Source organism: Pseudomonas aestiva, from assembly GCF_039908605.1.
GTDB classification, from domain to species: domain Bacteria; phylum Pseudomonadota; class Gammaproteobacteria; order Pseudomonadales; family Pseudomonadaceae; genus Chryseomonas; species Chryseomonas aestiva.
In genome coordinates this window covers 4,887,271-4,911,654 of sequence record NZ_CP150916.1, presented here as the reverse complement: position 1 = coordinate 4,911,654, position 24,384 = coordinate 4,887,271, and the positions used below count along the sequence as shown (strand labels likewise).

At 66.6% G+C, this 24,384-nt stretch carries 24 protein-coding genes; 16 read left to right on the top strand and 8 right to left on the bottom strand.

Going from position 1 to position 24,384, the window contains the following annotated elements; translation table 11 throughout:
* Positions 1 to 30 precede the first annotated feature (30 nt).
* Positions 31 to 1,485, bottom strand: a complete 1,455-nt coding sequence (locus tag AABM56_RS22765) for a sodium:alanine symporter family protein (RefSeq protein WP_133860171.1) — start codon at positions 1,483 to 1,485, stop codon at positions 31 to 33.
* A 271-nt stretch (positions 1,486 to 1,756) separates the two neighbouring features.
* On the opposite strand from AABM56_RS22765, the gene AABM56_RS22760 reads away from it, so the two are divergent.
* Positions 1,757 to 2,545, top strand: coding sequence for a helix-turn-helix transcriptional regulator (locus tag AABM56_RS22760; protein ID WP_133860170.1), 789 nt, complete (start codon positions 1,757 to 1,759; stop codon positions 2,543 to 2,545).
* Here AABM56_RS22760 and AABM56_RS22755 read toward each other — a convergent pair.
* From AABM56_RS22755 to aspA, 6 genes are all read right to left on the bottom strand, one after another.
* Entirely contained in the window at positions 2,542 to 3,747 is a 1,206-nt protein-coding gene (locus AABM56_RS22755; protein ID WP_133860169.1) for a GGDEF domain-containing protein, read from the bottom strand. The two genes, AABM56_RS22760 and AABM56_RS22755, sit on opposite strands and share 4 nt — an antisense overlap.
* Positions 3,748 to 3,891: 144 nt before the next feature.
* Positions 3,892 to 4,992 carry a polyamine ABC transporter substrate-binding protein gene (locus AABM56_RS22750; RefSeq protein WP_133860168.1) on the bottom strand — a complete coding sequence of 367 codons (1,101 nt, stop codon included), beginning with the start codon at positions 4,990 to 4,992 and terminating at the stop codon, positions 3,892 to 3,894.
* A 23-nt stretch (positions 4,993 to 5,015) separates the two neighbouring features.
* A complete protein-coding gene (locus tag AABM56_RS22745; RefSeq protein WP_133860167.1) occupies positions 5,016 to 6,047 on the bottom strand; it encodes a histone deacetylase family protein in 1,032 nt (343 codons plus the stop codon).
* A gap of 114 nt (positions 6,048 to 6,161) precedes the next feature.
* The gene (locus AABM56_RS22740) at positions 6,162 to 6,521 is read right to left on the bottom strand and encodes a cupin domain-containing protein (protein WP_133860166.1); all 360 of its coding nucleotides are present in this window, start codon (positions 6,519 to 6,521) and stop codon (positions 6,162 to 6,164) included.
* Positions 6,522 to 6,567: 46 nt separating this feature from the next.
* Positions 6,568 to 7,569 carry an AraC family transcriptional regulator gene (locus AABM56_RS22735; RefSeq protein ID WP_133860165.1) on the bottom strand — a complete coding sequence of 334 codons (1,002 nt, stop codon included), beginning with the start codon at positions 7,567 to 7,569 and terminating at the stop codon, positions 6,568 to 6,570.
* Between the two features lie 99 nt (positions 7,570 to 7,668).
* On the bottom strand, positions 7,669 to 9,102 hold the full coding sequence (gene aspA / locus AABM56_RS22730; protein WP_133860164.1) for an aspartate ammonia-lyase: 1,434 nt from the start codon (positions 9,100 to 9,102) through the stop codon (positions 7,669 to 7,671).
* A gap of 154 nt (positions 9,103 to 9,256) precedes the next feature.
* Between aspA and AABM56_RS22725 the strand changes: the two genes are divergently transcribed.
* The 11 genes from AABM56_RS22725 (at position 9,257) to AABM56_RS22675 (ending at position 18,433) form a co-directional block, all read left to right on the top strand.
* Positions 9,257 to 10,162 carry a LysR substrate-binding domain-containing protein gene (locus tag AABM56_RS22725; protein ID WP_133860163.1) on the top strand — a complete coding sequence of 302 codons (906 nt, stop codon included), beginning with the start codon at positions 9,257 to 9,259 and terminating at the stop codon, positions 10,160 to 10,162.
* 106 nt (positions 10,163 to 10,268) lie between these two features.
* Positions 10,269 to 11,207 (top strand): 4-hydroxyproline epimerase, encoded by a 939-nt coding sequence (locus tag AABM56_RS22720; RefSeq protein WP_133860162.1) that lies wholly within the window; start codon positions 10,269 to 10,271, stop codon positions 11,205 to 11,207.
* A complete protein-coding gene (locus AABM56_RS22715) occupies positions 11,204 to 12,319 on the top strand; it encodes an FAD-binding oxidoreductase (RefSeq protein ID WP_133860161.1) in 1,116 nt (371 codons plus the stop codon). The genes AABM56_RS22720 and AABM56_RS22715 overlap by 4 nt, the downstream gene beginning before the upstream one ends.
* A complete protein-coding gene (locus AABM56_RS22710) occupies positions 12,313 to 12,549 on the top strand; it encodes a (2Fe-2S)-binding protein (RefSeq protein ID WP_027600458.1) in 237 nt (78 codons plus the stop codon). The genes AABM56_RS22715 and AABM56_RS22710 overlap by 7 nt, the downstream gene beginning before the upstream one ends.
* Positions 12,546 to 13,781: an FAD/NAD(P)-binding oxidoreductase gene (locus AABM56_RS22705; RefSeq protein ID WP_133860159.1), complete on the top strand. Its 1,236-nt coding sequence runs from the start codon at positions 12,546 to 12,548 to the stop codon at positions 13,779 to 13,781. The genes AABM56_RS22710 and AABM56_RS22705 overlap by 4 nt, the downstream gene beginning before the upstream one ends.
* Positions 13,778 to 14,569, top strand: a complete 792-nt coding sequence (locus tag AABM56_RS22700; RefSeq protein WP_133860158.1) for an AraC family transcriptional regulator — start codon at positions 13,778 to 13,780, stop codon at positions 14,567 to 14,569. Before AABM56_RS22705 ends, AABM56_RS22700 begins: the two co-directional genes overlap by 4 nt.
* Entirely contained in the window at positions 14,566 to 15,486 is a 921-nt protein-coding gene (locus AABM56_RS22695) for a dihydrodipicolinate synthase family protein (protein WP_133860157.1), read from the top strand. The genes AABM56_RS22700 and AABM56_RS22695 overlap by 4 nt, the downstream gene beginning before the upstream one ends.
* Positions 15,487 to 15,766: 280 nt before the next feature.
* A complete protein-coding gene (gene purE / locus AABM56_RS22690) occupies positions 15,767 to 16,261 on the top strand; it encodes a 5-(carboxyamino)imidazole ribonucleotide mutase (protein WP_133860156.1) in 495 nt (164 codons plus the stop codon).
* Positions 16,258 to 17,340: a 5-(carboxyamino)imidazole ribonucleotide synthase gene (locus tag AABM56_RS22685; protein WP_133860155.1), complete on the top strand. Its 1,083-nt coding sequence runs from the start codon at positions 16,258 to 16,260 to the stop codon at positions 17,338 to 17,340. The genes purE and AABM56_RS22685 overlap by 4 nt, the downstream gene beginning before the upstream one ends.
* Before the next feature lie 128 nt (positions 17,341 to 17,468).
* Positions 17,469 to 17,717 (top strand): GlsB/YeaQ/YmgE family stress response membrane protein, encoded by a 249-nt coding sequence (locus AABM56_RS22680; protein WP_059316743.1) that lies wholly within the window; start codon positions 17,469 to 17,471, stop codon positions 17,715 to 17,717.
* A gap of 167 nt (positions 17,718 to 17,884) precedes the next feature.
* Entirely contained in the window at positions 17,885 to 18,433 is a 549-nt protein-coding gene (locus AABM56_RS22675) for a DUF3299 domain-containing protein (protein WP_133860154.1), read from the top strand.
* A gap of 102 nt (positions 18,434 to 18,535) precedes the next feature.
* On the opposite strand, the gene AABM56_RS22670 is transcribed toward AABM56_RS22675, so the two are convergent.
* Complete coding sequence (locus AABM56_RS22670) at positions 18,536 to 18,913, bottom strand: glutathione S-transferase N-terminal domain-containing protein (protein WP_133860153.1); 378 nt, start codon at positions 18,911 to 18,913, stop codon at positions 18,536 to 18,538.
* Between the two features lie 140 nt (positions 18,914 to 19,053).
* Between AABM56_RS22670 and AABM56_RS22665 the strand changes: the two genes are divergently transcribed.
* The 4 genes from AABM56_RS22665 (at position 19,054) to algC (ending at position 24,332) form a co-directional block, all read left to right on the top strand.
* Complete coding sequence (locus AABM56_RS22665) at positions 19,054 to 19,725, top strand: uracil-DNA glycosylase family protein (RefSeq protein WP_133860152.1); 672 nt, start codon at positions 19,054 to 19,056, stop codon at positions 19,723 to 19,725.
* Positions 19,726 to 20,053: 328 nt separating this feature from the next.
* On the top strand, positions 20,054 to 21,277 hold the full coding sequence (coaBC, locus tag AABM56_RS22660; protein WP_133860151.1) for a bifunctional phosphopantothenoylcysteine decarboxylase/phosphopantothenate--cysteine ligase CoaBC: 1,224 nt from the start codon (positions 20,054 to 20,056) through the stop codon (positions 21,275 to 21,277).
* Complete coding sequence (gene dut / locus AABM56_RS22655) at positions 21,270 to 21,725, top strand: dUTP diphosphatase (RefSeq protein ID WP_133860150.1); 456 nt, start codon at positions 21,270 to 21,272, stop codon at positions 21,723 to 21,725. The genes coaBC and dut overlap by 8 nt, the downstream gene beginning before the upstream one ends.
* 1,212 nt (positions 21,726 to 22,937) lie before the next feature.
* The gene (gene algC / locus AABM56_RS22650; protein ID WP_218568701.1) at positions 22,938 to 24,332 is read left to right on the top strand and encodes a phosphomannomutase/phosphoglucomutase; all 1,395 of its coding nucleotides are present in this window, start codon (positions 22,938 to 22,940) and stop codon (positions 24,330 to 24,332) included.
* The last annotated feature ends 52 nt before the right edge of the window (positions 24,333 to 24,384 follow it).

Sequence of the window (24,384 nt, the reverse complement as noted above, 5' to 3'; positions counted from 1 at the left end):
GTCCGGGTCAGCGCGACCCGGTGGCGGCGGTCAGTGCGCCTGGCGCGGCTGGGCGGCGCGGGCTTCGGCGACGGTCTCTTCCAGACGCTCCAGCGCCGGCCAGGCCTGGCGATCCAGGTCGAGGTCGCGGAACTGGTCGGCGTCGAACACCGGCTGGTCGACCCCGGCACGGCGCTGGGCGTCGTAGTCGTTGAGGATGCGCATGCCGACCTTGATCAGCATGGCCAGGGCGATCAGGTTGACGAAGGCCAGGCAGGTCATGGTGATGTCGGCGAAGGCGAACACCGTGGTCAGATTCTGCATCGAGCCCCAGCAGATCAGCACCAGCACCAGGCCGCGATAGCCGAGCAGCACGGCTTTGCCGCGGCCGAGCAGGTAGCGCAGGCCGTTCTCGCCCAGGTAGATGTTGTAGAGGATGCAGGTGAAGACGAACAGCGACAGGGCGACGCTGATGAAGATGCGGCCCCAGTCACCGACCACCGCGGCCAGGGAGTTCTGGGTCAGGACGATGCCATCACCTTCGAAGCCCGGGGTGTAGAAACCCGAGAGCAGGATCAGCAGCGCGGTACAGGTGCAGATGACGAAGGTGTCGAGAAAGACGCTGAAGGCCTGTACCACGCCCTGGGCGGCCGGGTGCTTGACCGCGGCCACGGCAGCAACGTTGGGCGCAGCGCCCAGGCCGGCTTCGTTGGCGAAAACGCCACGCTTGACGCCCATGGTGATGGCAGCCCCCAGCAGGCCGGCAAAGGCCGGCTCTAGGCCGAAGGCGCTCTTGACGATGGTCAGCAGGGTGCCGGGGACCAGGTCGATCTGGGTGATGATCACATAGAGGGTGACGGCGATGTAAGCCAGGGTCTTGACCGGCACCAGGATGTCGGAGACTGCGGCGATGCGCTTGATGCCGCCGATGAACACCAGACCCAGCAGGATGGCGAGGGCGATCCCTGTGTACTGCACCGGTAGGCCAAAGGCGTTTTCCAGCGAATGGGTCACGGTAAAGGACTGCAGACCAACGAAGGCGAAGCCGTAGGTCACCAGCAGCAGCGCCGAGAAGATCAGCGCCATCCAGCGCTTGTTGAGGCCGTGCTGGATGTAATAGGCCGGACCACCGATGTAGAGGCCGTCGCCGTCGGCGCGCTTGTAGACCTGCGCCAGGGTGCACTCGAAGAAGCTGCTGGCCATGCCGACCAGGGCGGTCACCCACATCCAGAACACCGCGCCCGGACCACCCAAGGTCACGGCCAGGCCCACGCCGGCGATGTTGCCGGCACCTACGCGACCGGCCAGGCTGAGCATCAGCGCCTGGAAGGAACTCAGGCCATCGCCGCTGTTGCGCAGGGAGTCCTTGAAGACGGTGAACATGTGCGGGAAATGGCGCACCTGCACGAATCGCGAGCGCAGGGTGAAATAGCTGCCCAGGCCGACGATCAGCACGATGAGCACGTGGCCGGACAGGAAGTCATTGAGCATTTCTAGGTAGTGCATGAAGAATCCTCGAGCATGCTAGTGATGCTCCAAGGCCGGCTCGCAAGCCTTGGGGCTATTATTGTGGAATATCCCGCCAGGGCATGCTCCCGGCGTGGGGAGACGACGGCAACAGGCTCTGGAACGGATCGGTCCGGGTGGAACGGGCAGTAAGACGGACCGGGCGCCTAGATTCGGCTATCCCACCGGCGTGAACAATTCCGCGCCTCGCTTCAAAATGGCGCGACTTGATGCTAGTTTTCTGGCCGTCTGTCAAGCTCGGGCCGGATTCATGAGCGACTTTTCCGCCAATTTGCAGCTGCTCTGCCAGCGCCACCGCTCGATTGCCGCCGTCTGTCGCGCCGTCGGCATCAACCGCGCCCAGTTCAATCGCTACCTCAACGGGCAGAGCCGTCCGTCGCCTTACAATTTGCAACGCCTGGCGGAGTTCTTCGGGCTGCCGGTGGGCGACCTGCAGCTGCCGCAGCGGCAATTCGAGGCGCGCCTGGGCGCGCCGGTCGGTCGGGAGACAGGCTGGGCAGGGCAGGCACTGGCCCTGTTTGGCGAGCGTCAGGAAGGCCTGGCGCGCTACCAAGGCTATTACCACGAATACTATCCGTCGCTGTCCACGCCGGGCGTGGTGCTCTGCGGACTGGTCTGGCTGTTCGCGGAAGCGGGCGTCTTCCGCTACGTGCGTTTCGAGCGCCTGCGCCGGCGCGACGAAGCCACCAGCCAGGCGCGCTTTCGCTACCTGGGCCTGGCCATGAGTCTGGAGAGCCGGCTGTTCTTTACCGACTACGAATCCCTCACCGGCAACGAGTTGTCGCAGACAGTGCTGCTGCCCAGCGCGCGCAACCGCATCGATCGCTTGAACGGACTCAAGCTCGGCGTCAGCGCCTCCGACCGGCGCGAGCCGGCCTGCACCCGGGTGGTCTGGGAGTACCTCGGCACGCGGCCACCTCGGGGTCGGGCCTATGCCCGCATCGGCCTCTACGACTGGCAGGATCCCCGCCTGGACGAGGATCTGCGCCAGCGCCTGGCCAGCGTGGCCCTGGTCGACCGGGTCTATCGCCTGGGCTAGAGGGATTCCTCCATCGCTGGGTGGCAGCGATCGCAGTCTTCGAGGATGGCGCGGTCGCGCCCGGCCTGCTTGGCCCAGTAGAGCTGGCGATCGGCGGCTTCGATGAAGGTTTCGGCGCAGTCGTGATCCGGCCGGGCGCAGGCGCCGCCGATACTCACCGTCACCCGCGGACCGGCATGGGGCGCTAGGTGAGGGATCTCCAGGCGCCTTACCGCGTCGAGCAGGCGCTGCGCCAGCTTGGCGGCATCCTCCTCGCGCGAAGGCGTGCAGAGGATGGCGAATTCCTCGCCGCCGTAGCGGGCCAGGCAATCGCCGGCGCGCAACTCGTCGGCCAGGGCGCTGGCGACCTGTTGCAGGCAGCGATCGCCGGCCGGATGCCCGTAGCGATCGTTGAAGGCCTTGAAGTGATCGACGTCGATCATCAGCAGGAGCAGCGGCCGGGGCGGGGGATGGGCCAGGGCGGTGGCCAGGGCCTGCATCAGCGCCCGGCGATTGGCCACGCCGGTCAGGGGGTCGGTGGCGGACTGCTGTGCCAGGAAGCGATTGGACGCGGTCAGTTCTTCGTTGCGCAAGCGGTCGCGCAGGATCAGCAGATAGCCCTGACGGCGGGCGCGCTCCATCCAGAAGTTGTTGAGCAGGGTGAAGCTCGCGGTGGCGAACGCCAGGGTCATGACCAGCGACGCCTCCAGGGCAGGCAGGGCATGCATCTGGGTGGCCAGGCCGATGGCCAGCAGGGCGAACAGGCTGTGTACCGCGGCCTGGCGCAGGGGCGGGGCGATGCAGCTGTTGGTGAAGAGGGTCATCAACGGCATGGTCGCCAGCCAGAGGGCGCGATGCGCGGCATCGGTGGCCTCGACGTCCAGCAGCGGCGGCGCATAGGCCAGCAGACAGGGCAGGATACCCACCCATTCGCGTGCCGGATGCTCGGCTGGCATCAGCCTGAGCGCCAGCAGGACCAGCCCGCCGCCAACCACCACCAGTGCGCTGAGCAGGCTGATGAGCCAGAAGGCATCGGTCATCAGGATCCAGTCCCAGATCGAGAAGCTGGCATAGGCGAGGATGGCCACGGTCAAGCTGATGCGCAGGTGCCGCCGGCGCGAACGGGCGATGTCGTGCTGGTAATGCCGTTCCAATACCGGTTCGAAGCGCAGGGCCCAGAAAGGGCGAGCCAGCGCTCGGGTGAGGGCGAGACTGAGGGACATGGATGCCGTACCTGGCGGGAAAATCCGAGGATCACTTCAGCACAATAAGTCCCTTAGCACGATAGAGGGTTCCCGGATGCGGGAATGTAACCGCCGAATGGTAGCCATTGGCTACCATTCGGAAGACCGTGAACGCCGCGGTCGCTAGTTGCCGGCCTTGATGCGACTCCAGGCGCGCGTCCGCACCCGCTCGATGGGCTGCGGCAGCGGCTGCACCACATAGAGCTTCTTGAGCATGTCCGGAGTGGGCACCAGGTCGTGGTTGTCGCGGATGGCGGCGGTCACCAGCGGCATGCCCGGCTTGTTGGCGTTGGGGTAGCCGAGATAGTCGCTGATCCCGGCGATCACCTTGGGTTCGAGCAGGTAATTGATGAAGGCATGGGCCTGGTCGACGTTGGCGGCGCTGGCCGGAATGGCCCAGGTGTCGAACCAGATGGGCGCGCCCTCGCGCGGCAGCCGCCAGTCCACCACCACGCCGTTGCCGGCTTCCTTGGCCCGGTTGCCGAACTGATAGAAGCTGCCCGAATAGCCCACCGCCACGCAGATGTCGCCGTTGGCGATATCGGTCATGTACTTGGTGGAATTGAAGTAGGCCATGTAGGGGCGGATCTTCAGCATCAGCGCCGTGGCCTTCTCGTAGTCCTTGGCGTTGGCGCTGTTGGGGTCCAGGCCCAGGTAGTGCAGCACCACCGGCAGGATGTCCGACGGCGAGTCCAGCATGGCCACGCCACAGCTCTTGAGCTTGGCCATGTTCTCCGGCTTGAACACCAGGTCCCAGCTGTCCACCGGTGCGTCCGCCCCCAGCGCCGCCTTGACCTTGGCCGGATTGAAGCCGATCAGGATGGTGCCGTACATGTAGGGCACGCCGTACTGGTTGCCCGGGTCGTTGACCTCCAGCAGCTTGAGCAACTCCGGATCGAGATTCTGCCAGTTGGGCAGCTTGCGCTTGTCCAGCTTCTGGAAGACCCCGGCCTTGATCTGGGTTTCCAGGAACTGGTTGGAGGGAATCACCAGGTCATAGCCGGAGCGCCCGGTGAGCAGCTTGGCCTCCAGCGACTCGTTGCTGTCGAAGGTGTCCCAGGTGACGCGGATGCCGGTCTGCTTGGCGAAGTCCTTGGGCGTCTCGGGCAGGATGTAGTCGGCCCAGTTGTAGACCCGCAGTTCGCCGGGATCGGCGGCCTGGACGGCGGTGGCGAGCAGGGCGCCCCCGAGCAGGACGGTGAGCGGACGCAGGAGGCTGTGCATGGTCGGATTCCTCGCGATAGGGATCAGGCGCCGTCGAAGGCGGCCAGGACGTTCACCGTGTTGATGCCGATCTCCGCCACGGCGTAACCGCCCTCCATGACGAACAGGGTCGGCAGGCCGAGCCGTGCCAGGCGTTCGCCCAGGCGCAGGTAGTCGTCGCTCTCCAGCCTGAACTGGGAAATGGGATCGGCCTTGAAGGTATCCACGCCCAGGGAGACCAGCAGCAGGTCCGGGGCATAGTCCTGCACGCGCGTCAGCGCTGTTTCCAGGGCGGCGCTCCAGCTGTCCCAGGCGCTGCCGGCGGGCAGCGGCAGATTGAGGTTGAAGCCCTGGCCCGCGCCGCTGCCGGTCTCGTCGGCATAGCCGAGGAAGAAGGGGAATTCGAAACCCGGATCGCCGTGCAGCGAGAGGAACAGCACATCGTCGCGCGCATAGAAGATGTCCTGGGTACCGTTGCCGTGGTGGTAGTCGACATCGAGGATGGCCACCCGCCGGGCGCCGCCGTCGAGGGCGGCCTGGGCGGCAATGGCGGCGTTGTTCAGATAGCAGTAGCCGCCCATGACGTCGGCCGCGGCGTGGTGGCCCGGCGGGCGGCAGAGGGCGAAGGCGCTGCGTGCGCCCGCGGCGACCTCGGCCCCGGCACTCAGGGCCACCTGGGCGGCGCTGTAGGCGGCCTGCCAGGTTCCGGCGGTGATGGGCGCGCCGCCGTCGAAGCTGTAGTAACCGAGGCGTCCGTGCAGGCTGGTGGGCGGCAGCACCTGGCGCAGGGTACGCGCCGGCCAGGTATAGGGCAGCAGGTCCACGGTCTCGCCGCGGGCCGCCCATTCGTCCCAGGCGCTGGCGAGAAAGTCGAGATAGGCCGTGCTATGGACGCGTGCCAGCGGCGCCCGGCCGAAGTCCGTCGGCGCCACCACCTCGCCGAGCTGCCGGCGGTGACACTCGGCGAGGATGAATTCGACGCGCTGGGGTTTTTCGAAACAGGGCTGCAACTGGCCGTCGATCAATTCGCAGCGACCGTGGTGCAGGGCGTGATCGGGACTGTGGTGGATGCGCATGGCGACTCCGGGCGGCGGGCTCTCTCCTGATTCTTGCCAGCCCGGCGACCCGCGACGAGAGGCGCAACGGCCAAAAGGGGATAGATCCGGCCAGATTGTGCCCGGCGTCGGCCATCAACCGCCCTTGGCTTCGTAGACCACGAAGCGCTTCAGGGTCGGCTCCAGCACCTCCCAGGTGCCCTGGAAGCCGCGTGGCACGACGAAGCTGCTGCCGGGACCGAGCCGGGTGGCGTGGCCCTGGTCATCGGTGACCAGACTCACCCCTTCGAGGATCTGGCAGTACTCCTCCTCGGTGTAGTTCACCCGCCAGGCGCCCACCTCGCTGTGCCAGTGACCGACGGCGAAGACACCGCTGCCATCCTCGTAGTCGAGCCAGAGGCTCTGCAGTGGATCGCCGGCCAGCAACTTCTCCGCCGGCAGGCGGTATTGCTGGGTGGGTTGGCCGCGCGCTTCGAGCAGTTTCAGCGAGGGCATGGAAAATCCTCCTTGGGGACGGGAAGCGCTCAGCATACGCCGGCCGCTAGAGCCGATACCCCCGCGGCGATTGCCCGCTCCAGCGGCGGAAGGCATGGCGGAAGCTGGCGGTTTCGCTGAAGCCCATCACCTCGGCGATGCGATAGATGGGCAGGCGCTCCTGGGCCAGCAGGTCGCGCGCCCGTTCGAAGCGCAACTCGTCGAGCAGTTGCTGATAGCCGCTGCCGCCCGCCTGCAGATGGCGGCGCAGGCTGCGCGGGGCCATGCCGAGGTGGCCGGCCAGGGCCGCGAAGGAGGGCGGGGCCGCCAGGTCGGCGCCCAGCAGGGTGCGGATGCGGGCGAGCAGGGCGCGCTGGCGATCCTGCTCGGGGGCCAGGCGACCGCACTGCTCCAGGGCGTCGCGATGGGTCACCGGATCGGCCAGGGGCAGCCCGCGCTCAAGCCAGGCAGCGGGAAAGGCCAGGCCGTTGTAGGGCGCGTTGAAGGCCAGGGGTGTGGCGCCGAAGCAGTCGCCATAGCGCACGCGATAGGCCGGCTCGGCGTGCCGAAAGGCCACCTGCACCAGCGGCAGGGGCGTCCCCAGGAGGTCGCAGCAGATCGCCAGGAGGGAGGCCAGGCAGCACTCGGCGTTGCAGCGCTCCAGTTCCGGCGCGAAGGGATGGTCGTCGGCCCTGAGCCAGGCCAGCTCGCCGTGGCGCTCCAGGCGCAGGGTGAAATAGGCGCCCAGCAGCCCCTGGTGGGCCAGGGCCGCCTGCAGCGCGGCGCCCAGGGTCGGGGCGCTGAGCAGGGCATAGCCGAGCAGGCCGTAGCCGGAGACGCGCAACCGCCAGCCCAGCAGCAGCCCCAGTTCGGGCGGGGCGACCGGCAGGGCGTTGGCGATGACCCGCTGTTCCTGGGCCAGGGTGATGAGCCGATGGGGCTGTTCGAGATCGTCCAGCCGCAGGCCGCTGCCGGCCAGCAGCGGCGCCGCCCGGGCGGGCGTGTCGGCCGCCAGTTGCTGGAGCACCAGGGACACCAGGTTGAGATTGATCAGACCGGACTGACGCATGGGCAAACTCCCCGGGGCGGTGGCAGCCTTCCAAGCAAGAAGGATACCGCGCCCGCGGGGAGTTGCCGTCGGTTACCGCTCAGGTCTGGCGTGCGGGACTCAGACCTTGGCCTTCAGCGGTACGAGCCGCGGGGCGATCATGTTTTCCGGGCGCAGGATGTCGTCCAGGGTCGCCTCGTCCAGCAGATTTTCCTCGCGCACCAGCTCCAGCACGCCGCGACCGGTTTCCAGCGCCGTCTTGGCGATGCGGGTGGAGGTCTCGTAGCCCAGGTAGGGGTTGAGCGCGGTGACCAGGCCGATGGAGTGCTCCACCTGACGGCGGCAGTGCTCGACGTTGGCGGTAATGCCGGTGATGCAGTGCTCGCGCAGCATGTCCATGGCGCGCTGCAAGAGGCGGATGGAGTCGAAGATCTTGTAGGCGATCAGCGGCTCCATGACGTTGAGCTGCAGCTGGCCGCCCTCGGCCGCCAGGGTCAGCGCCAGGTCGTTGCCGATGATCTCGAAGGCCACCTGGTTGACCGCCTCGGGGATCACCGGATTGACCTTGCCCGGCATGATCGAGCTGCCCGGCTGGCGCGGCGGCAGGTTGATCTCGTTGATGCCGGTGCGCGGACCGCTGGAGAGCAGGCGCAGGTCGTTGCAGATCTTCGACAGCTTCACCGCGGTGCGCTTGAGCATGCCGGAGAACAGCACGAAGGCGCCCATGTCCGAGGTGGCTTCGATCAGGTCGGCGGCGGGCTTGAGCGGCTGGCCGCTGATGTCCGCCAGGCGCTGCACGGCCAGCAGCTGGTAGCCGGGGTCGGCGTTGATGCCGGTGCCGATGGCGGTACCGCCCAGGTTGACCTCGGTGAGCAGCTCCGGCGCCAGGGTCTTGAGGCGCGCCAGGTCTTCGCCCAGGGTGGTGGCGAAGGCATGGAATTCCTGGCCGAGGGTCATGGGCACCGCGTCCTGCAGCTGGGTGCGACCCATCTTCAGCACCTCGGCGAATTCCACGCCCTTGGCGGCGAAGGCGGTGATCAGGCTGTCCAGGCTGGCGAGCAGGGCGTCATGGCCGAGCAGCAGGCCCAGGCGGATGGCGGTGGGGTAGGCGTCGTTGGTGGACTGCGCCATGTTGACGTCGTTGTTCGGGTGCAGGTGGCGATACTCGCCCTTGGCGTGGCCGAGCAGCTCCAGGGCGACGTTGGCGATCACCTCGTTGGCGTTCATGTTGGTCGAGGTGCCGGCCCCGCCCTGGATCATGTCCACCACGAACTGGTCGTGGAATTCGCCGCGAATGATGCGCGAGCAGGCGTCAACGATCGCCTGGTGCTTCTCGGTCGGCAGGTGGCCGAGCCGGTGGTTGGCGTCCGCCGCCGCCTGCTTGACCATGGCCAGGGCCACCACCAGCTTGGGGTAGTGACCGAGGGGTACGCCGGAGAGGCGGAAGTTCTGCACGGCGCGCAGGGTCTGGATGCCGTAGTAGGCATCGGCGGGGACGTCGAGGGTACCGAGGAGATCTTTTTCGAGGCGGACGGATGATGCAGAGTCGGACATGATAGCGTTGGGCTTCGATCAAGCGGCAGGCGCCGCGATGCCGTAGAATCTAGGCCTGCCAGCCGATCCCGGCCAATGCCGATCCGCCAAGCCTCATGCCGGATCGGCATAACTCTGGTTGTGACCTCGCGAGATCAGACGACGTATGGGTGCCATGAACATCGAATTCAAATGGCTGGAAGACTTCGTGGCCCTGGCGGCCACCCACAGTTTTTCCCAGGCCGCCGAAAAGCGTTTCGTCACCCAGCCCGCCTTCAGCCGGCGCATCCGCGCGCTGGAGGAAAGCGTCGGCCTGACCCTGGTGGACCGATCCCATACCCCGATCAGCCTTACCGAAGCAGGTCAGCTGTTTCTGGTCACGGCGCGCAGCGTGGTGGAGCAACTGGGCGAGACGGTGCGCCATCTGCATCACCTGGAAGGCGGGCAGGGCGAGGTGCTGCAATTCGCTGCCGCCCACTCCCTGGCCCTGGGCTTCTTTCCGAAGTGGATCGCCGGGTTGCGTGGCCAGGGCCTGGCGCTGGCCAGCCGGCTGGTGGCCACCAACGTCGGCGACGCCATCCACGCCCTGCGCGACGGCGCCTGTGACCTGATGCTGGCCTTCCACGATCCCGACGCCGCGCTGCAGATGGACCCGGAGCTGTTTCCGTCGCTGCACCTGGCGCACACCGCCATGCTGCCGGTCTGCGCCACCGATGGCGAAGGCCGACCGATGTTCCAGCTGGACGGGCAGAGCAGCGTCCCCCTGCTGGCCTACAGCGCCGGCGCCTTCCTCGGTCGCTCGGTGAATCTGCTCCTGCGCCAGCGCAAGCTGCGCGCCGTCACCCTCTACGAAACCGCCATGGCCGACAGCCTCAAGACCATGGCCCTGCAGGGCCTGGGCGTGGCCTGGGTGCCGCAGCTGTCGGTGGCGGCGGAACTGGCCCGCGGCGAACTGGCCGTGTGTGGCGATGCCGCCTGGCAGGTCGGCCTGGAAATCCGCCTCTACCGCTGTGCCCTGTTGCGCAAGCGGCTGGTGCAGCAGGTCTGGCGACATCTCGAAAGTCAAAGCCACGGCGGCTGATCGACAGTAGGAGACTATGCTGATATCGGCTTTTAGTTAGCCGACGTCCTGCAAGCCTTTTGCCGTCATCTGCGCGACACTGGCACCTCTCTCACGGAGGTCAGCCATGCAGCGCATCCGCGTCATCGACTCCCATACCGGCGGCGAACCCACCCGCCTGGTCCTCGATGGTTTTCCCGAGCTCGGCCACGGCAGCATGGCCGAGCGCCGCACCCTGCTGGCCGGCGAGCATGACGCCTTTCGGCGAGCCTGCATGCGTGAACCGCGCGGCAACGAGGTGCTGGTTGGTGCACTGCTCTGTGAGCCGGTATCTCCTGCCGCCAGCGCTGGCGTGGTGTTCTTCAACGAGGTCGGCTACCTCGGGATGTGCGGCCACGGCACCATCGGCCTGGTGGTGTCCCTGGCCCATCTCGGCCGGATCGGCCCTGGCGATCACCTGATCGAGACCCCGGTGGGCGATGTCACCGCCACCCTGCATGATGACGGCAGCGTCAGCGTGCGCAACGTCCCGGCCTATCGCCATCGCCATGCCGTCCATGTGGAGATTCCCGGCCATGGCCCGGTCAGCGGCGACATCGCCTGGGGTGGCAACTGGTTCTTCCTCTGTGCCGATCACGGCCAGCGCATCGCCGCCGACAACCTCGACGGCTTGCTCACCTTCAGCCTGGCCCTGCGGGGCGCGCTGGAAGCCGCCGGTATCACTGGCGACCAGGGCGGCCATATCGACCATATCGAACTCTTCGCCGACGACCCTGACGGCGCCGACAGTCGCAGCTACGTGCTCTGCCCAGGCCGCGCCTATGACCGCTCGCCCTGCGGCACCGGCACCAGCGCCAAGCTGGCCTGCCTCGCGGCCGACGGCGATCTCGCGCCCGGCGCCGTCTGGCAGCAGGCCAGCGTCATCGGCAGTCGCTTCGAGGCGCACTATCAGCCCGGCGACGAGGGTTGCATCCTGCCGGTGATCCGCGGCCGCGCCCATGTCATGGCCGAGGCGACTCTGCTGCTGGCCGCCGACGATCCCTTCGCCTGGGGTATCCCGGGGTGAAGCCCGTGGCGGAGGTCCTCGTCGTCGGCGCCGGCATCATCGGCGCCAGTTGCGCCGCGGCCCTGGCCGCGCGCGGCTGCCGGGTGCGGGTGCTGGATGCCGGCCTGCCTGGCGCCTCCGCCGCCGGCATGGGCCACCTGGTGGTGATGGACGACGACCCCGCCGAATTGACCCTGAGCGCGCGCTCCCTGGCGCTCTGGCGTGAGCTGGTGCCCCAGCTGCCGAGCGCCGCCGACTACCGCAACTGCGGCACCCTCTGGCTGGCCCGCGACGCAGCCGAGCTGGATCTGATCGATGCGAAGCGCCAGCGCCTGGACGCGCAGGGCGTCGCCAACCAGCCCTTGAATGCGGCCGCCACCGCCGCTGCCGAGCCGGCGCTGACCACCCTGGCTGGCAGTCTGGAGGTGCCCGGCGATGGCCTGCTCTATGCCCCGGTGGTGGCCGCCTGGCTGCTGCAGCGCTCACCGCTGATCGAATTCCAGCGTGCTCGGGTGACGGCGGTCGAAGGCCGGCGCGTCCGCCTGGACGACGGTCGCTGGCTGACCGCCGATGCCGTGGTGCTTGCCGCCGGCCTGCAAGCCGCCAGTCTCTGCCCGGATCTGCCGCTGGTGCCCAAGAAGGGCCATCTGCTGATCACCGATCGCTATCCCGAGCAGGTCCGCCACCAGTTGGTGGAGATCGGCTATGGCGCCAGCGCTCATGCCAGCAGCGGCGCCTCGGTGGCCTTCAATGTCCAGCCGCGACCCACCGGGCAACTGCTGATCGGCTCGTCGCGCCAATTCGAGCGTCCGGACATGGCGGTGGAGCCTGCGGTGGTCGGCCAGCTGCTGCGCCGTGCCCTGGACTTCCTGCCCGGTCTGACCCATACCTCGCTGATCCGTGGCTGGACCGGCCAGCGCGCCGCCAGTCCCGACGGCCTGCCGCTGATCGGTGCCCATCCCGACCAGCCCGGTCTATGGCTGGCGGTCGGTCACGAAGGCCTGGGCGTCACTACTGCCCCGGCCACCGCCGAAGCCATCGCCAATGGGCTATTCGGCGAGCCTTCGACGTTCCACGTGGAACCCTTCGCACCGGCGCGTTTCACCACCGTGCCGGGGAGCCAGGCATGCTGACCCTGTTCATCGATGGCGAGCGCCTGGAGATTCGCCCTGGCAGCCTGCTCACCGCCGCGCTGGCCAAGAGCGGCAATCCCGCCGCGCGCCGTTCGGTAGGCGGAGAAGCCCGGGCACCGTTCTGCGGCATGGGCATCTGCCAGGAGTGCCGGGTACAGGTCGACGGCGTACGCCGTCTGGCCTGCCAGACCCCCTGCCAGGACGGCATGCAGGTGGAGCGCCTGTCATGAATAGCGCGAGCTGCGATCTGCTCATTATCGGCGCCGGCCCGGCCGGTCTCGCCGCTGCCCGCGCCGCCAGTGGCCGCGGCCTGAACCTGGTGCTGCTGGATGACAATCCCTTGCCCGGCGGTCAGATCTGGCGCGCGCGGGCGGGCCAGGTCGCCGCCGAAGTCGGTCAGTTGCCGGCGGACGTCACCCTGCTCACCCAGACCCGCGTCGCCGCGGTCCTGGGGTCGCATCAGCTGTTGCTGGAAGACGCCCACGGCAGCCGCACCCTGGACTTCGAGACCCTCATCCTCTGCACCGGCGCCCGCGAACTGCTGCTGCCGTTCCCCGGCTGGACCCTGCCCGGGGTGACTGGCGCAGGTGGCCTGCAGGCGCTGATCAAGGGTGGCGTGGAAGTGGCCGCTGAGCGCCTCGTCGTCGCCGGCACCGGTCCGCTGCTGCTGGCCAGCGCCGCTACCGCGCGCCAGGCGGGTGCACGGGTCGCCCTGGTTGCCGAGCAGGCCGCGCGCCGCGCCCTAGTCGAATTCGGCCTGCAGCTCTGGCGCTGGCCGAACAAGTTGCGCCAGGCGCTGACCCTGGCCACTCCTCGCTATAGCCCCGGCACCTGGGTCGAGGCTGCACTCGGCAGCGAGCGTCTCGAAGCCGTGCGCCTGCGCCAGGGCGACCGACGCTGGGAGGTCGCCTGCGACCGCCTGGCCTGTGGCTACGGCCTGGTACCCAATGTCGAACTGGCGCAGAGCCTGGGCTGCGCGACCCTGGACGGCGCCGTGGCGGTGGATGACCATCAGCGCACCAGCCAGCCGCACATCCTGGCCGCCGGTGAATGCACCGGCATCGGCGGCAACGAACTGGCCCAGGCCACCGGCCGTATCGCCGGCCTGGTCGCCAGTAGCCAGCTCGACGCCATCGCTGGCGTGCAGACCGACGCCCGTGCCTGGCGCCGCTTCGCCGCCCAGCTGGCGCGCACCTTCGCCCTGAATCCGGCCATTGCCCGTCTCGCCCAGCCGGATACCCTGGTCTGCCGTTGCGAGGACGTCGCCCTCGGCGCCCTGGTCGGTCATGCCGACTGGACCCAGGCCAAGCTGCGCAGTCGCTGCGGCATGGGCGCCTGCCAGGGCCGCATCTGCGGCCAGGCCACCCGCGTCTTGCTGGGCTGGACGCCCCCGGCGCCGCGCTTTCCCCTGCAACCCACCCGTATCGACAGCCTGCTGGCCCTGACCGAGGACGAGAGATGAATGCCGCCGCCCACCTGGACGCCCTGAGCCGCGCCCGGCCCGCCGACCTGCCCGCGCTGCTGGCCAGCCTGAGCCTGGTGGCACCGCTGCTCGATGCCATCCCCGGCGTGGTGTTCTTCGTCAAGGACCTGGACGCGCGCTATGTGCTGGTCAACCTGACCCTGGCCCAGCGCTGCGGCTACGAGGACGTCAGCGAATTGCTCGGCAAGACCGCCGAGGAAGTCTTCCCGGCGCCCCTGGGTGGCGCCTACGCCGAACAGGATCGTCGCGTGCTGCGCGAAGGCCTGGCGCTGGACGACCAGCTGGAACTGCACCTCTATGCCGGGCGTACCCCGGGCTGGTGCCTGACCCGCAAGCTGCCGCTGCACGACGCCCAGGGCCAGTTGATGGGTATGGCCGGCATCTCCCACGATCTGCAGGCACCCGCCGCCGATCATCCGGCCCACGCCAAGGTGGCCGAGGTCGATCGCTATCTGCGCGAGCACTATGCCCAGCCGCTCTCGGTGGGCGAACTGAGTCAGAGAGTCGGCCTGTCGGTCTCCCAGCTCGAACGCCAGTGCAAGCGCATCCTGCGCCTCACGCCCCAGCAGTTGCTGCACAAGGCCCGGCTCGACGCCGCCTCGCGCCTGCTGGCCCGCGATCTGCCCGTCACCGAAGTGGCCCTGGCCTGTGGCTATACCGACCACAGCGCCTTCAGCCGCCAGTTCCGCCGTCTCACCGGCCTGTCGCCCCGGCAATACCGCGACTCTCTCAAGCCCCGTTCCCGTCTGGAGGAAACCCCCGCATGAGCACTCCCCGCGTCAACTGGAGCGGCGTCTTTCCCGCCGTCACCACCCAATTCAACGACGACTTCTCGGTCAACCTGGAAAAGACCCATGGCGTGATCAGCAACCTGGTGCGCGATGGCGTCTCCGGTCTGGTGATGTGCGGCACCGTGGGCGAGAACACCTCCCTGACCCTGGAAGAAAAGGTCGCCCTGGTGGAGGTCGCCAAGGACGCCGCCGGCGGTCGCGTACCGGTGATCTGCGGTGTGGCCGAATTCACCAGCCTCAATGCCGCCCGCACCGCCCAGGCGGTAGGGCGCGCCGGCGCCGACGGCATCATGCTCATGCCGGCCCTGGTCTACTCGGCCAAGCCCCACGAGACCGCCGCCCACTTCCGCAGCGTGGCCAGTGCCCTCGACCTGCCGCTGATGGTCTATAACAACCCGCCGATCTACAAGAACGACGTCACCCCGGACATCCTCATCTCTCTGGCCGACGTCGACAACATCGTCTGCTTCAAGGACTCTTCCGGCGACACCCGTCGTTTCATCGACGTGCGCAACGAGGTGGGCGACCGCTTCGTGCTCTTCGCCGGTCTCGACGACGTGGTGCTGGAAAGCATCGCCGTGGGCGCCGAGGGCTGGGTCTCGGGCATGTCCAACATCTTCCCCACCGAAGGCGAAACCATCTTCCGCCTGGCCAAGGCCGGTCGCTTCGCCGACGCCATGCCGCTCTACGAGTGGTTCATGCCGCTGCTGCACCTGGACGCTCGTCCGGACCTGGTGCAGTGCATCAAGCTCTGCGAAGAACTCGCCGGTCGCGGCAGCGCCCTGACCCGTCCGCCGCGCCTGGCCCTGCCCGACGCAGACCGTGCGTTCGTCGAACGGCTGATGGCCAAGGCCTTGGAAACCCGCCCGCAACTGCCGGATGTGGGGATCTGAGGCCGACTTCCACCTGAGCCGATCCGCCCCCCTCTTCCGCAAGCGGGAGAGGGCTGGGGCGAGGGCGCTCTTCAGGGCGATCCCACCCGAATCACCTAGGCCTCTAGCCCGCACCTCTCACCCTACGCCACCACCCATCCCATGGGCGCCACATCCTGGCCTGCAACCGACAAGCGATACCCGGCGCAGGGGCACGTTCCGCCACGCTTTCGTCTATACTGTGCCGCTCATTTCCCAAGCCACGTCTGCCGCGTGGCTTCTTCATTTCAGAGGCACGACGATGAGCGCACTCGTAGGCGTGATCATGGGCTCCAAGTCCGACTGGTCCACCCTGAGCCACACCGCCGACATGCTGGACAAGCTGGGCATTCCCCACGAAGTGAAGGTGGTCTCTGCCCACCGCACCCCCGACCTGCTGTTCCAGTACGCCGAAGAGGCTGCCGGGCGCGGTATCGAGGTGATCATCGCCGGTGCCGGTGGCGCCGCCCACCTGCCGGGCATGTGCGCCGCCAAGACCCATCTGCCGGTGCTGGGCGTGCCGGTGCAGTCGTCCATGCTCTCGGGCGTCGACTCCCTGCTGTCCATCGTGCAAATGCCGGCCGGTGTACCGGTCGCTACCCTGGCCATCGGCAAGGCCGGTGCCATAAACGCCGCGCTGCTGTCCGCCAGCATCCTCGGCGGCAAGTATTCCGAGTACCACGAGCGGCTGAATGCTTTCCGCGAAGAGCAGACCCGTACCGTGTTGGACAATCCCGATCCGAGGGAACCGGCATGAAGATCGGCGTCATCGGTGGCGGCCAGCTGGGCCGCATGCTTGCCCTGGCCGGCACGCCGTTGGGCATGAACTTCGCCTTCCTCGATCCGGCGCCGGATGCCTGCGCCGCCGTTCTGGGCGAACACCTGCGCGCCGACTACGGCGACCAGGACCACCTGCGCCAGCTAGCCGACGAGGTCGATCTGGTGACCTTCGAATTCGAGAGCGTCCCAGCCGAGACCGTGGCTTTCCTCTCGCAATTCGTACCGGTCTATCCGTCCGCCGAAGCTCTGCGCATCGCCCGTGACCGCCTGTTCGAGAAGTCCATGTTTCGCGACCTGGGGATCCCCACCCCGGCCTTTGCAGACATCCTCTCCCAGGCCGACCTGGACGCTGCCGTGGCCCGCATCGGCCTGCCGGCAGTGCTCAAGACCCGCACCCTGGGGTACGACGGCAAGGGCCAGAAGGTGCTGCGTCAGCTGGAAGACGTCACCAACGCCTTCGCCGAACTAGGTAGCGTACCCCTGCTGCTGGAAGGCTTCGTGCCCTTCACCGGCGAGGTCTCCCTGGTGACCGTGCGCGGTCGCGACGGAGAGGTGGCCTGCTACCCGCTGGTGCACAACACCCATGAGAGCGGCATCCTGCGCCTGTCGGTGGCCAGTTCCGATCATCCGCTGCAGGCGCTGGCCGAAGATTATGCCCGCCGCGTGCTGGAACAACTCGACTACGTTGGCGTGCTGGCTTTCGAATTCTTCGAGGTCGAGGGTGGCCTCAAGGCCAACGAGATCGCCCCGCGCGTGCACAACTCCGGGCACTGGACCATCGAAGGCGCAGAGTGCAGCCAGTTCGAGAACCACCTGCGCGCCGTGGCCGGCCTGCCGCTGGGCTCCACCGCCAAGGTCGGCGAGAGCGCCATGGTCAACTTCATCGGCTCGGTACCGCCGGTGGCCGCCGTCACCGCCTTGGAAGATTGCCATTTGCACCACTACGGCAAAGCCTTCAAGGCCGGGCGCAAGGTCGGTCATGCCACCCTGCGCAGCGCCGATGCCGCAACCCTGCAGACTCGCATCGCCGCCTTGGAAGCCCTGATCCAGGACTGATGCCAAACGGCTTCCGCACACGGAAGCCGTTTTTCCCTGAACCTCGACGGATCACCGGTGGTCGGAGAGTACGACGACGCCTGCTGACCGGCGTTGTCTTACCAGCACTCAAACAGGGGATTCTTCAAATGGGCATCATTGCAACCATCATCATCGGTCTCATCGTCGGCCTGGTTGCCCGCTTTCTGAAGCCGGGTGACGACAGCATGGGCTGGATCATGACCATCATTCTGGGCATCGTCGGTTCCGTGGTCGCCACCTACCTGGGCCAGGCGATGGGCATCTATCGTGCCGGTGAAGGCGCAGGTTTCATTGGTGCCGTGGTCGGCGCCATCATCGTGCTGTTCATCTACGGCATGGTGACCAAGCGTCGCTAAGACGCTGCTTCGCCTCGGCGAAGTCAAGTAGCACAGCGTTTCCGCCCCTGGTGTCGCCCGTCGACCCAGGGGCTTTTTCATGGGCGAGGCTCTGCTTTGCGGCCTTGGGGCTGGACCCCTAACCTAGCACGCCGCACACTCGAACTTTTGCGTCCGACCCGCCGACCATGCCCAGACTGCTCATCATTCTGCTGCTTGCCAGCCTGCCGCTGCTCACCCATGCCGCCCAGGGCGAACCGCCAGAAACCAACTGGCTCGATCTGCTGACCGCAGAAGATCGCCACGCCCTAGAAACCATGCCCGAAATCAGCCACAACAGCCCGGAGGCCCCAGGGGGTTTCGGCTCGCCCGGCGGACTCAAGCAGAAGGACAGTGGCCTGCCCGAGGTGATGCACTCCACCCGCACCGTGGCTGCCCTGGATGGCAAGAATGTTCGTCTGGGTGGCTTTCCCGTGCCCTTGGAGACTGACGCCAAGGGCAATTTTCGTGAATTTTTTCTGGTGCCCTATCCGGGCGCCTGCATCCACGTTCCGCCGCCGCCGCCCAACCAGATCGTGCTGGTGCGTTATCCCAAGGGCGTGCCGCTACCTGACATCTACGAGCCCTACTGGGTCATCGGCACCCTGCATACCGAGTCGGTCGATAACGCCCTCGCCGAGGCGTCCTACACCCTGGACGCCAGCAAGGTCCGCAAGGTCGAAGAAAGCGACCTGTAGCCGCAGGGTGAGTTGAGACAGGTACACCCTAAAGCGCATCAACCCCGGTCAGACCCGTAGGATGGTGACTGGCCTTGTTCACTGCTACCCACCACCCGGACATCAAGCCGATTGCCGCTCGCCGTACCGCTGTTCCAGATAGGCGATGATGTCATCAGACTCGTACATCCACACGCTTTGACTGCCTTCGTCGATACGCAGGCAGGGCACCTTCACCCGGCCACCGCCCTGTTCCAGCTCGGCGCGTAGTTGCGGGTCCTTCTTGATGTCCTTAAGGCGGATCGGCAGATTCAGCCGATGCAATGCCCGACGCGTCTTCACGCAGAAGGGGCAGGCCTGGAATTGATAGAGCGACAGATTCGCCAGCTCCGCCTCGATGGCAGCCTGAGCCTGCTCAGGGCGCTGGAGCTTGCGCGGCCGGGTTACCAGATCCAGGCCGACGATCACCTGGCCGAGGCCGTTGCGTAGCAGATTGATCAACGGGATTCACCTTGAGGGTCGTTCGAGCCGGGCAGTTTACCCTATCGTCCCAGGGCTGCCGCTCCGCCAGTCGTTACGGAACGTCACCTGCAGGGCAGCGCTCTACAGGAGGGATTAATTCCTCGATGGAGACCTGTTGCATGCCGCTGTCTTCCGCAGAGCGCGAAGCCTTTCGCCAGCTCGCTGCCGATCTTCCAGGTGTCGATCTTCCGGTCTATGAACAGTTCGCCAAGGACCCGCTGGACCCCATTATCGGTCTGGGCGATCCCGATGCGCCCCTGGGCTTCTTCGGTCGCGATCCAGGGCGGGACGAGGTGAAGTACGGCGAACCCTTCATCGGCAGCGGCGGCCAGATCGCCCGCAAGGTTCTCTACAAACACCTGCATGGCCAGCCCCCAGCTGATTTCGACGCCGCCCGCAGCCTGAGCCAACAATTCTTCTGGGCCAATACCGTGCCCTACAAACCGCTGGGTAACAAAGCCTGGTCGGAGCGAGTGAAAAAGACCTTCCACCCGTTGATGTTCCGCTTGCTAGTGAAGCACTGGCACGGCACCCAGCTCATCACTCTCGGTCGCGAAGCCTTCCTCTGGTTTGGCATCGGCCAACCCAAGGAAGAACGCACCCGCCTGGAAGCCTTCTGGAAGAGTGAAGAGCGTTTCGAAAGCAGCATCGAGGTCACCCTGGAAACGGAAGAGGGCACCCGCAAGACGCTGATGCTTTATCCGCTACCCCACCCATCGCCGTTAAATCAGACGTGGTTTACGCGATTCCCCGGGCTGTTAGAGCAGCGCTTGAAGAGGCTGATACAGTGACAGTAAGCATTTTCAACATGGACGCGGACTGTTGCGGCAACATGTACGTTCCAGATTCGCTAAGTTTGGGAGTCGCAAGGCAGGTAGGACAGTTGGGTGCGCATCATAGTCGTCTTCAATTTGATACAGACGAGCGCGTACCTCATGCAGCTATTTATGGACTTCACAGCACTGACTTGCCGTTAGCCCTGCGCAGCACCCTGCCTGGCGTGACGCCTGTGCTGTACAGGCGCTGTGCTATCTTAACCGGATGATTGGCGGGTACGCGCAGACCTGAACTGGACGCGCGCGATCCCCTCCTGGATGGTTTGAGAACGGAACAGGCTATATGCAGCGGCTCCATCGTAAACGCATCGTGCTGGGCGTCGGAGGTGGCATCGCCGCTTACAAAAGCGCCGAGCTGGTGCGCCGACTTAAGGATCAAGGCGCCGAGGTGCGGGTAGTGCTGACCCGCGGTGGGCGCGAATTCATCACTCCGCTGACTCTGCAGGCGCTTTCTGGTCTGCCGGTACACTTGGATCTGCTGGATCCGGCCGCCGAAGCGGCTATGGGCCACATCGAGCTAGCTCGCTGGGCCGACCTGGTGCTGGTCGCGCCGGCTACCGCCGATATCATGGCGCGCCTGGCCCAGGGCGTAGCGGACGATCTGCTCACTACGATCGTGCTGGCCACGGATGCCCGGGTCGCCCTGGCGCCGGCCATGAACCAGGCCATGTGGCGCGATCCGGCCACCCAGGCCAATGCCGAGCTCCTGCGCAGCCGTGGCATCAAGCTGTTCGGTCCAGCCAGCGGCAGCCAAGCCTGCGGGGACGTCGGTCCCGGTCGGATGCTGGAAGCCAACGACCTTGCCCAACTCGCCGCCGACTGCTTCCAGCGACTCGACCTGACCGGTCGCCACGTGGTCATCACCGCCGGCCCGACCCAGGAAAACATCGACCCGGTACGCTATATCACCAACCACAGCTCCGGCCGCATGGGCTTTGCCTTGGCAGAAGCAGCGGCGGAGGCAGGCGCGCGCGTCAGCCTGGTGAGCGGCCCGGTGCATCTGCCGACCCCTGATCGTGTCGAGCGTATCGATGTGATCAGCGCCCGCGACATGCTGGCCGCCTGCGAGGCACTGATGCCTTGCGACGTGCTCATTGCCTCGGCGGCGGTGGCGGACTATCGCCCCGAGGTCATCGCACCGCACAAGCTTAAGAAGGATCCCACCCGCGGCGACGGTCTCTTGCTGGAGCTGGTGCGCAACCCGGACATCCTTGCCACCCTGGCAGGCCGCCCGGATCGGCCCTTCAGCGTCGGCTTCGCCGCGGAAACCCAGAATCTGCTGGAGTACGCCCAGCGCAAGTTGCGCGACAAGAATCTCGACCTCATCGTCGCTAACGACGTGGCCAACCCGGCCATCGGCTTTAACAGCGAAGACAACGCGGTCACTGTGATCGACCGTGGCCTGCACGAGATCCGCTTCGAGCAGACCAGCAAGGGCAAGATTGCCCGTCAGCTCATCGCTCTGATTTCCATCCACCTGAAAGACCCTGCCCAGACCCATGCATAGCCTTCAAGCCAAGATCCTCGACCCGCGCCTTGGGCGCGATTTTCCGCTGCCGTCCTACGCCACCCCCGGTTCGGCCGGCCTCGACCTGCGCGCCATGCTGCAGGAGGATCTGGTGCTGGAGCCCGGGCAGACCGTGCTGATCCCTACCGGGCTCGCCATCCATGTGGCCGATCCGTCGCTGGCGGCGGTGATCCTGCCGCGCTCGGGGCTGGGCCATAAGCACGGTATCGTGCTGGGCAACCTCGTCGGCCTGATCGACTCTGACTACCAAGGCGAGCTCATGGTCTCCTGCTGGAATCGCGGCCAGACCACCTTCACCGTAAGCGTAGGCGAACGTATCGCCCAGCTGATGCTCGTACCTGTGGTCCAGGCGCACTTCGATATCGTCGACAGCTTTACCGAGACCGAGCGGGGCGCTGGCGGCTTCGGGCACTCCGGTACCCGCTGACGCCAGATACGCAACGCGCGCCGTGACATAAAGGAGAAGAACGGCATGGCAAGGGGCAAGAACGGCAAGGATGTGCGCAAGGCGGCCCCGCGGGTCGCGGCTTTGCCCGGCGTGGGTGCAGGGCTGCTGCTGGCGCTCGCCGGCCTGCTGCTGGCCGCGCTGCTGCTGTGGTTCCTGGTGTTGCAGCCGCAAGGCGCGCGCAACCAGGAGCAGCAGGCGGATCAGGCGCTGCAGGCCCAGGCGGCCTCCCTCAATCAGCTGCTGGTCGGCTTGACCCGCCGGCTGCAGGGCGTCGCCGGGGATGCCCTGGTGCTGCAAGCCTTGCAGGGCGATGACCCCGCAGCGCGCACGGCGGCCGAGCGCCAGCTGCGCGAGCGCCTCGGTGTGGTCGATGTCCTGGTGGTGCCGGCCGGCATGCGCCAGATCGAAGACGATCGCCCCGGTCCCCTCAACTATGCCGCCCTCGATCTGCTCAAGCGTCTGGAAAGCGGTCAGCGGACGCCGCCGGAAGCCTATCGGCTAGGCGATCGCTGGCTGGTATACAGTGCCCAGCCCATCCGCCGCGGCGATCAGTTGCTGGGCAGTGCCGTATTGATAGAAGAGCTGCCTGCCGTGCTGCAGGGCTTGGCCACGCCACCCGCGAACGTCGGTCATTGGCGCCTGCTGCAGCAGTTCCCCGGTAGCAGTGTGCAGGTGCTAGCCAGTGGCGGCAGCCCCGGTGATCCGTCTCTGATGCGTCGACTCGCCACCGGCAGCCCACTCTGGACGCTAGAGCTGGCACCTGCTGCCGAGGCCGGCGCCGATACACCCGTCGCCATTCCCTTGGTGGCACTGCTGCTGGCGTTGTTTGGCGTGCTGACGGGCTTTTGGCTGTTTTCCCGGGAGCTGTCACGCCGGCTCCGTGACGACGTCCGCAGTCTGACGGCCTATGCCGAGGAACTTGAATCCAATCAGATAGCCAAAAGCCCGACTTTGCGCCTGGCGGTAATGGAACCCGTGGCCAAGTCGACGGCCCGATTGGCCAGCCGATCGGCCGGGTCGTCGCCGGACCTATATGCTGCGGCACCTAGCGATGCCGTGGCCAAGACCCTGGCGGAGTTTGCCGACAGAGGCCGCTCTCAGCAGAGCGAGCCGCTGTTCCAGACCACCGACATCCTCGATATCAGTATCCTCGACGAAGACCAGGATCTCCTGGGATTGGAGAAACCCCCGATGAGCACTACCCCGCAAGCCCCCCAACTCAACGCCAGCATCTTCCGCGCCTACGACATCCGTGGTGTGGTAGGTGACTCCCTGACCGCCGAAGCCGCCTACTGGATCGGGCGCGCCATCGGCTCGGAGAGCCTGGCACGTGGCGAGCCCAACGTGGCCGTCGGCCGTGATGGCCGTCTGTCCGGCCCCGAGCTGGTCGCCCAACTGATCAAGGGCGTGGCCGACAGCGGCGCCAATGTCAGCGATGTCGGCATGGTGCCGACCCCGGTGCTCTACTACGCAGCCAACGTTCTCGAAGGCAAGTCCGGCGTCATGCTGACCGGCAGTCATAACCCGCCGGACTACAACGGCTTCAAGATCGTCATCGCCGGCGAGACCCTGGCCAACGAATCCATCCAGCGTCTGCGTGAACGCATCGAGACCGGCGATGTGGCCAGCGGCCAGGGCCAGATCAAGCAGGTCGACGTGCTCAAGAGCTACGCCGACTACATCCGCAACGACGTGGTGCTGGCCAAGAAGCTCAAGGTGGTGGTGGACGCTGGCAACGGTGTCGCCGCGGTCAATGCACCCCAGCTGATCGAGTCGCTGGGCTGCGAGGTTATCCCGCTGTTCTGCGAGGTGGATGGCAACTTCCCCAACCACCATCCGGATCCGGGCAAGCCCGAGAACCTGGAAGACCTGATCGCCAAGGTCAAGGAAACCGGTGCCGACCTGGGCCTGGCCTTTGACGGCGACGGCGACCGTGTCGGTGTAGTGACCAACGAAGGCAAGATCATCTATCCCGACCAGCTGCTGATGCTGTTCGCCAAGGACGTGGTCTCTCGCAACCCGGGCGCCGACATCATCTTTGACGTCAAATGCACCCGCCGCCTGAACAACCTCATCGCCGGCTACGGCGGTCGTCCCATCATGTGGAAGACCGGCCACTCGCTGATCAAGAAGAAGATGAAGGAAACCGGCGCCCTGCTGGCTGGCGAGATGAGCGGCCACGTGTTCTTCAAGGAACGCTGGTTCGGTTTCGACGACGGCATCTATAGCGCCGTGCGCCTGCTTGAGATCCTCAGCCAGGAGAAGAACAGCGCCCAACAGGTGTTCGATACCTTCCCGGTAGACATCTCCACCCCGGAGATCAATATCCAGGTGACCGAAGAGAGCAAGTTCGGCATCATCGAGACCCTGCAGCGCGACGCCCAGTGGGGCGATGCCCAGATCACCACCCTGGACGGCGTTCGCGTCGATTACCAGAACGGTTGGGGTCTGGTGCGTGCATCCAACACCACGCCGGTGCTGGTGCTGCGCTTCGAGGCGGAAACCCTCGAGGAGCTGGAGCGCATCAAGACGGTGTTCCGCAAGCAACTGCTGGCGGTGGAGCCGGATCTGAATCTGCCGTTCTGACCTCGGGTCAGCGGTAGCACAGAGGGCGCCTAGGCGCCCTTTGTTTTTTCTT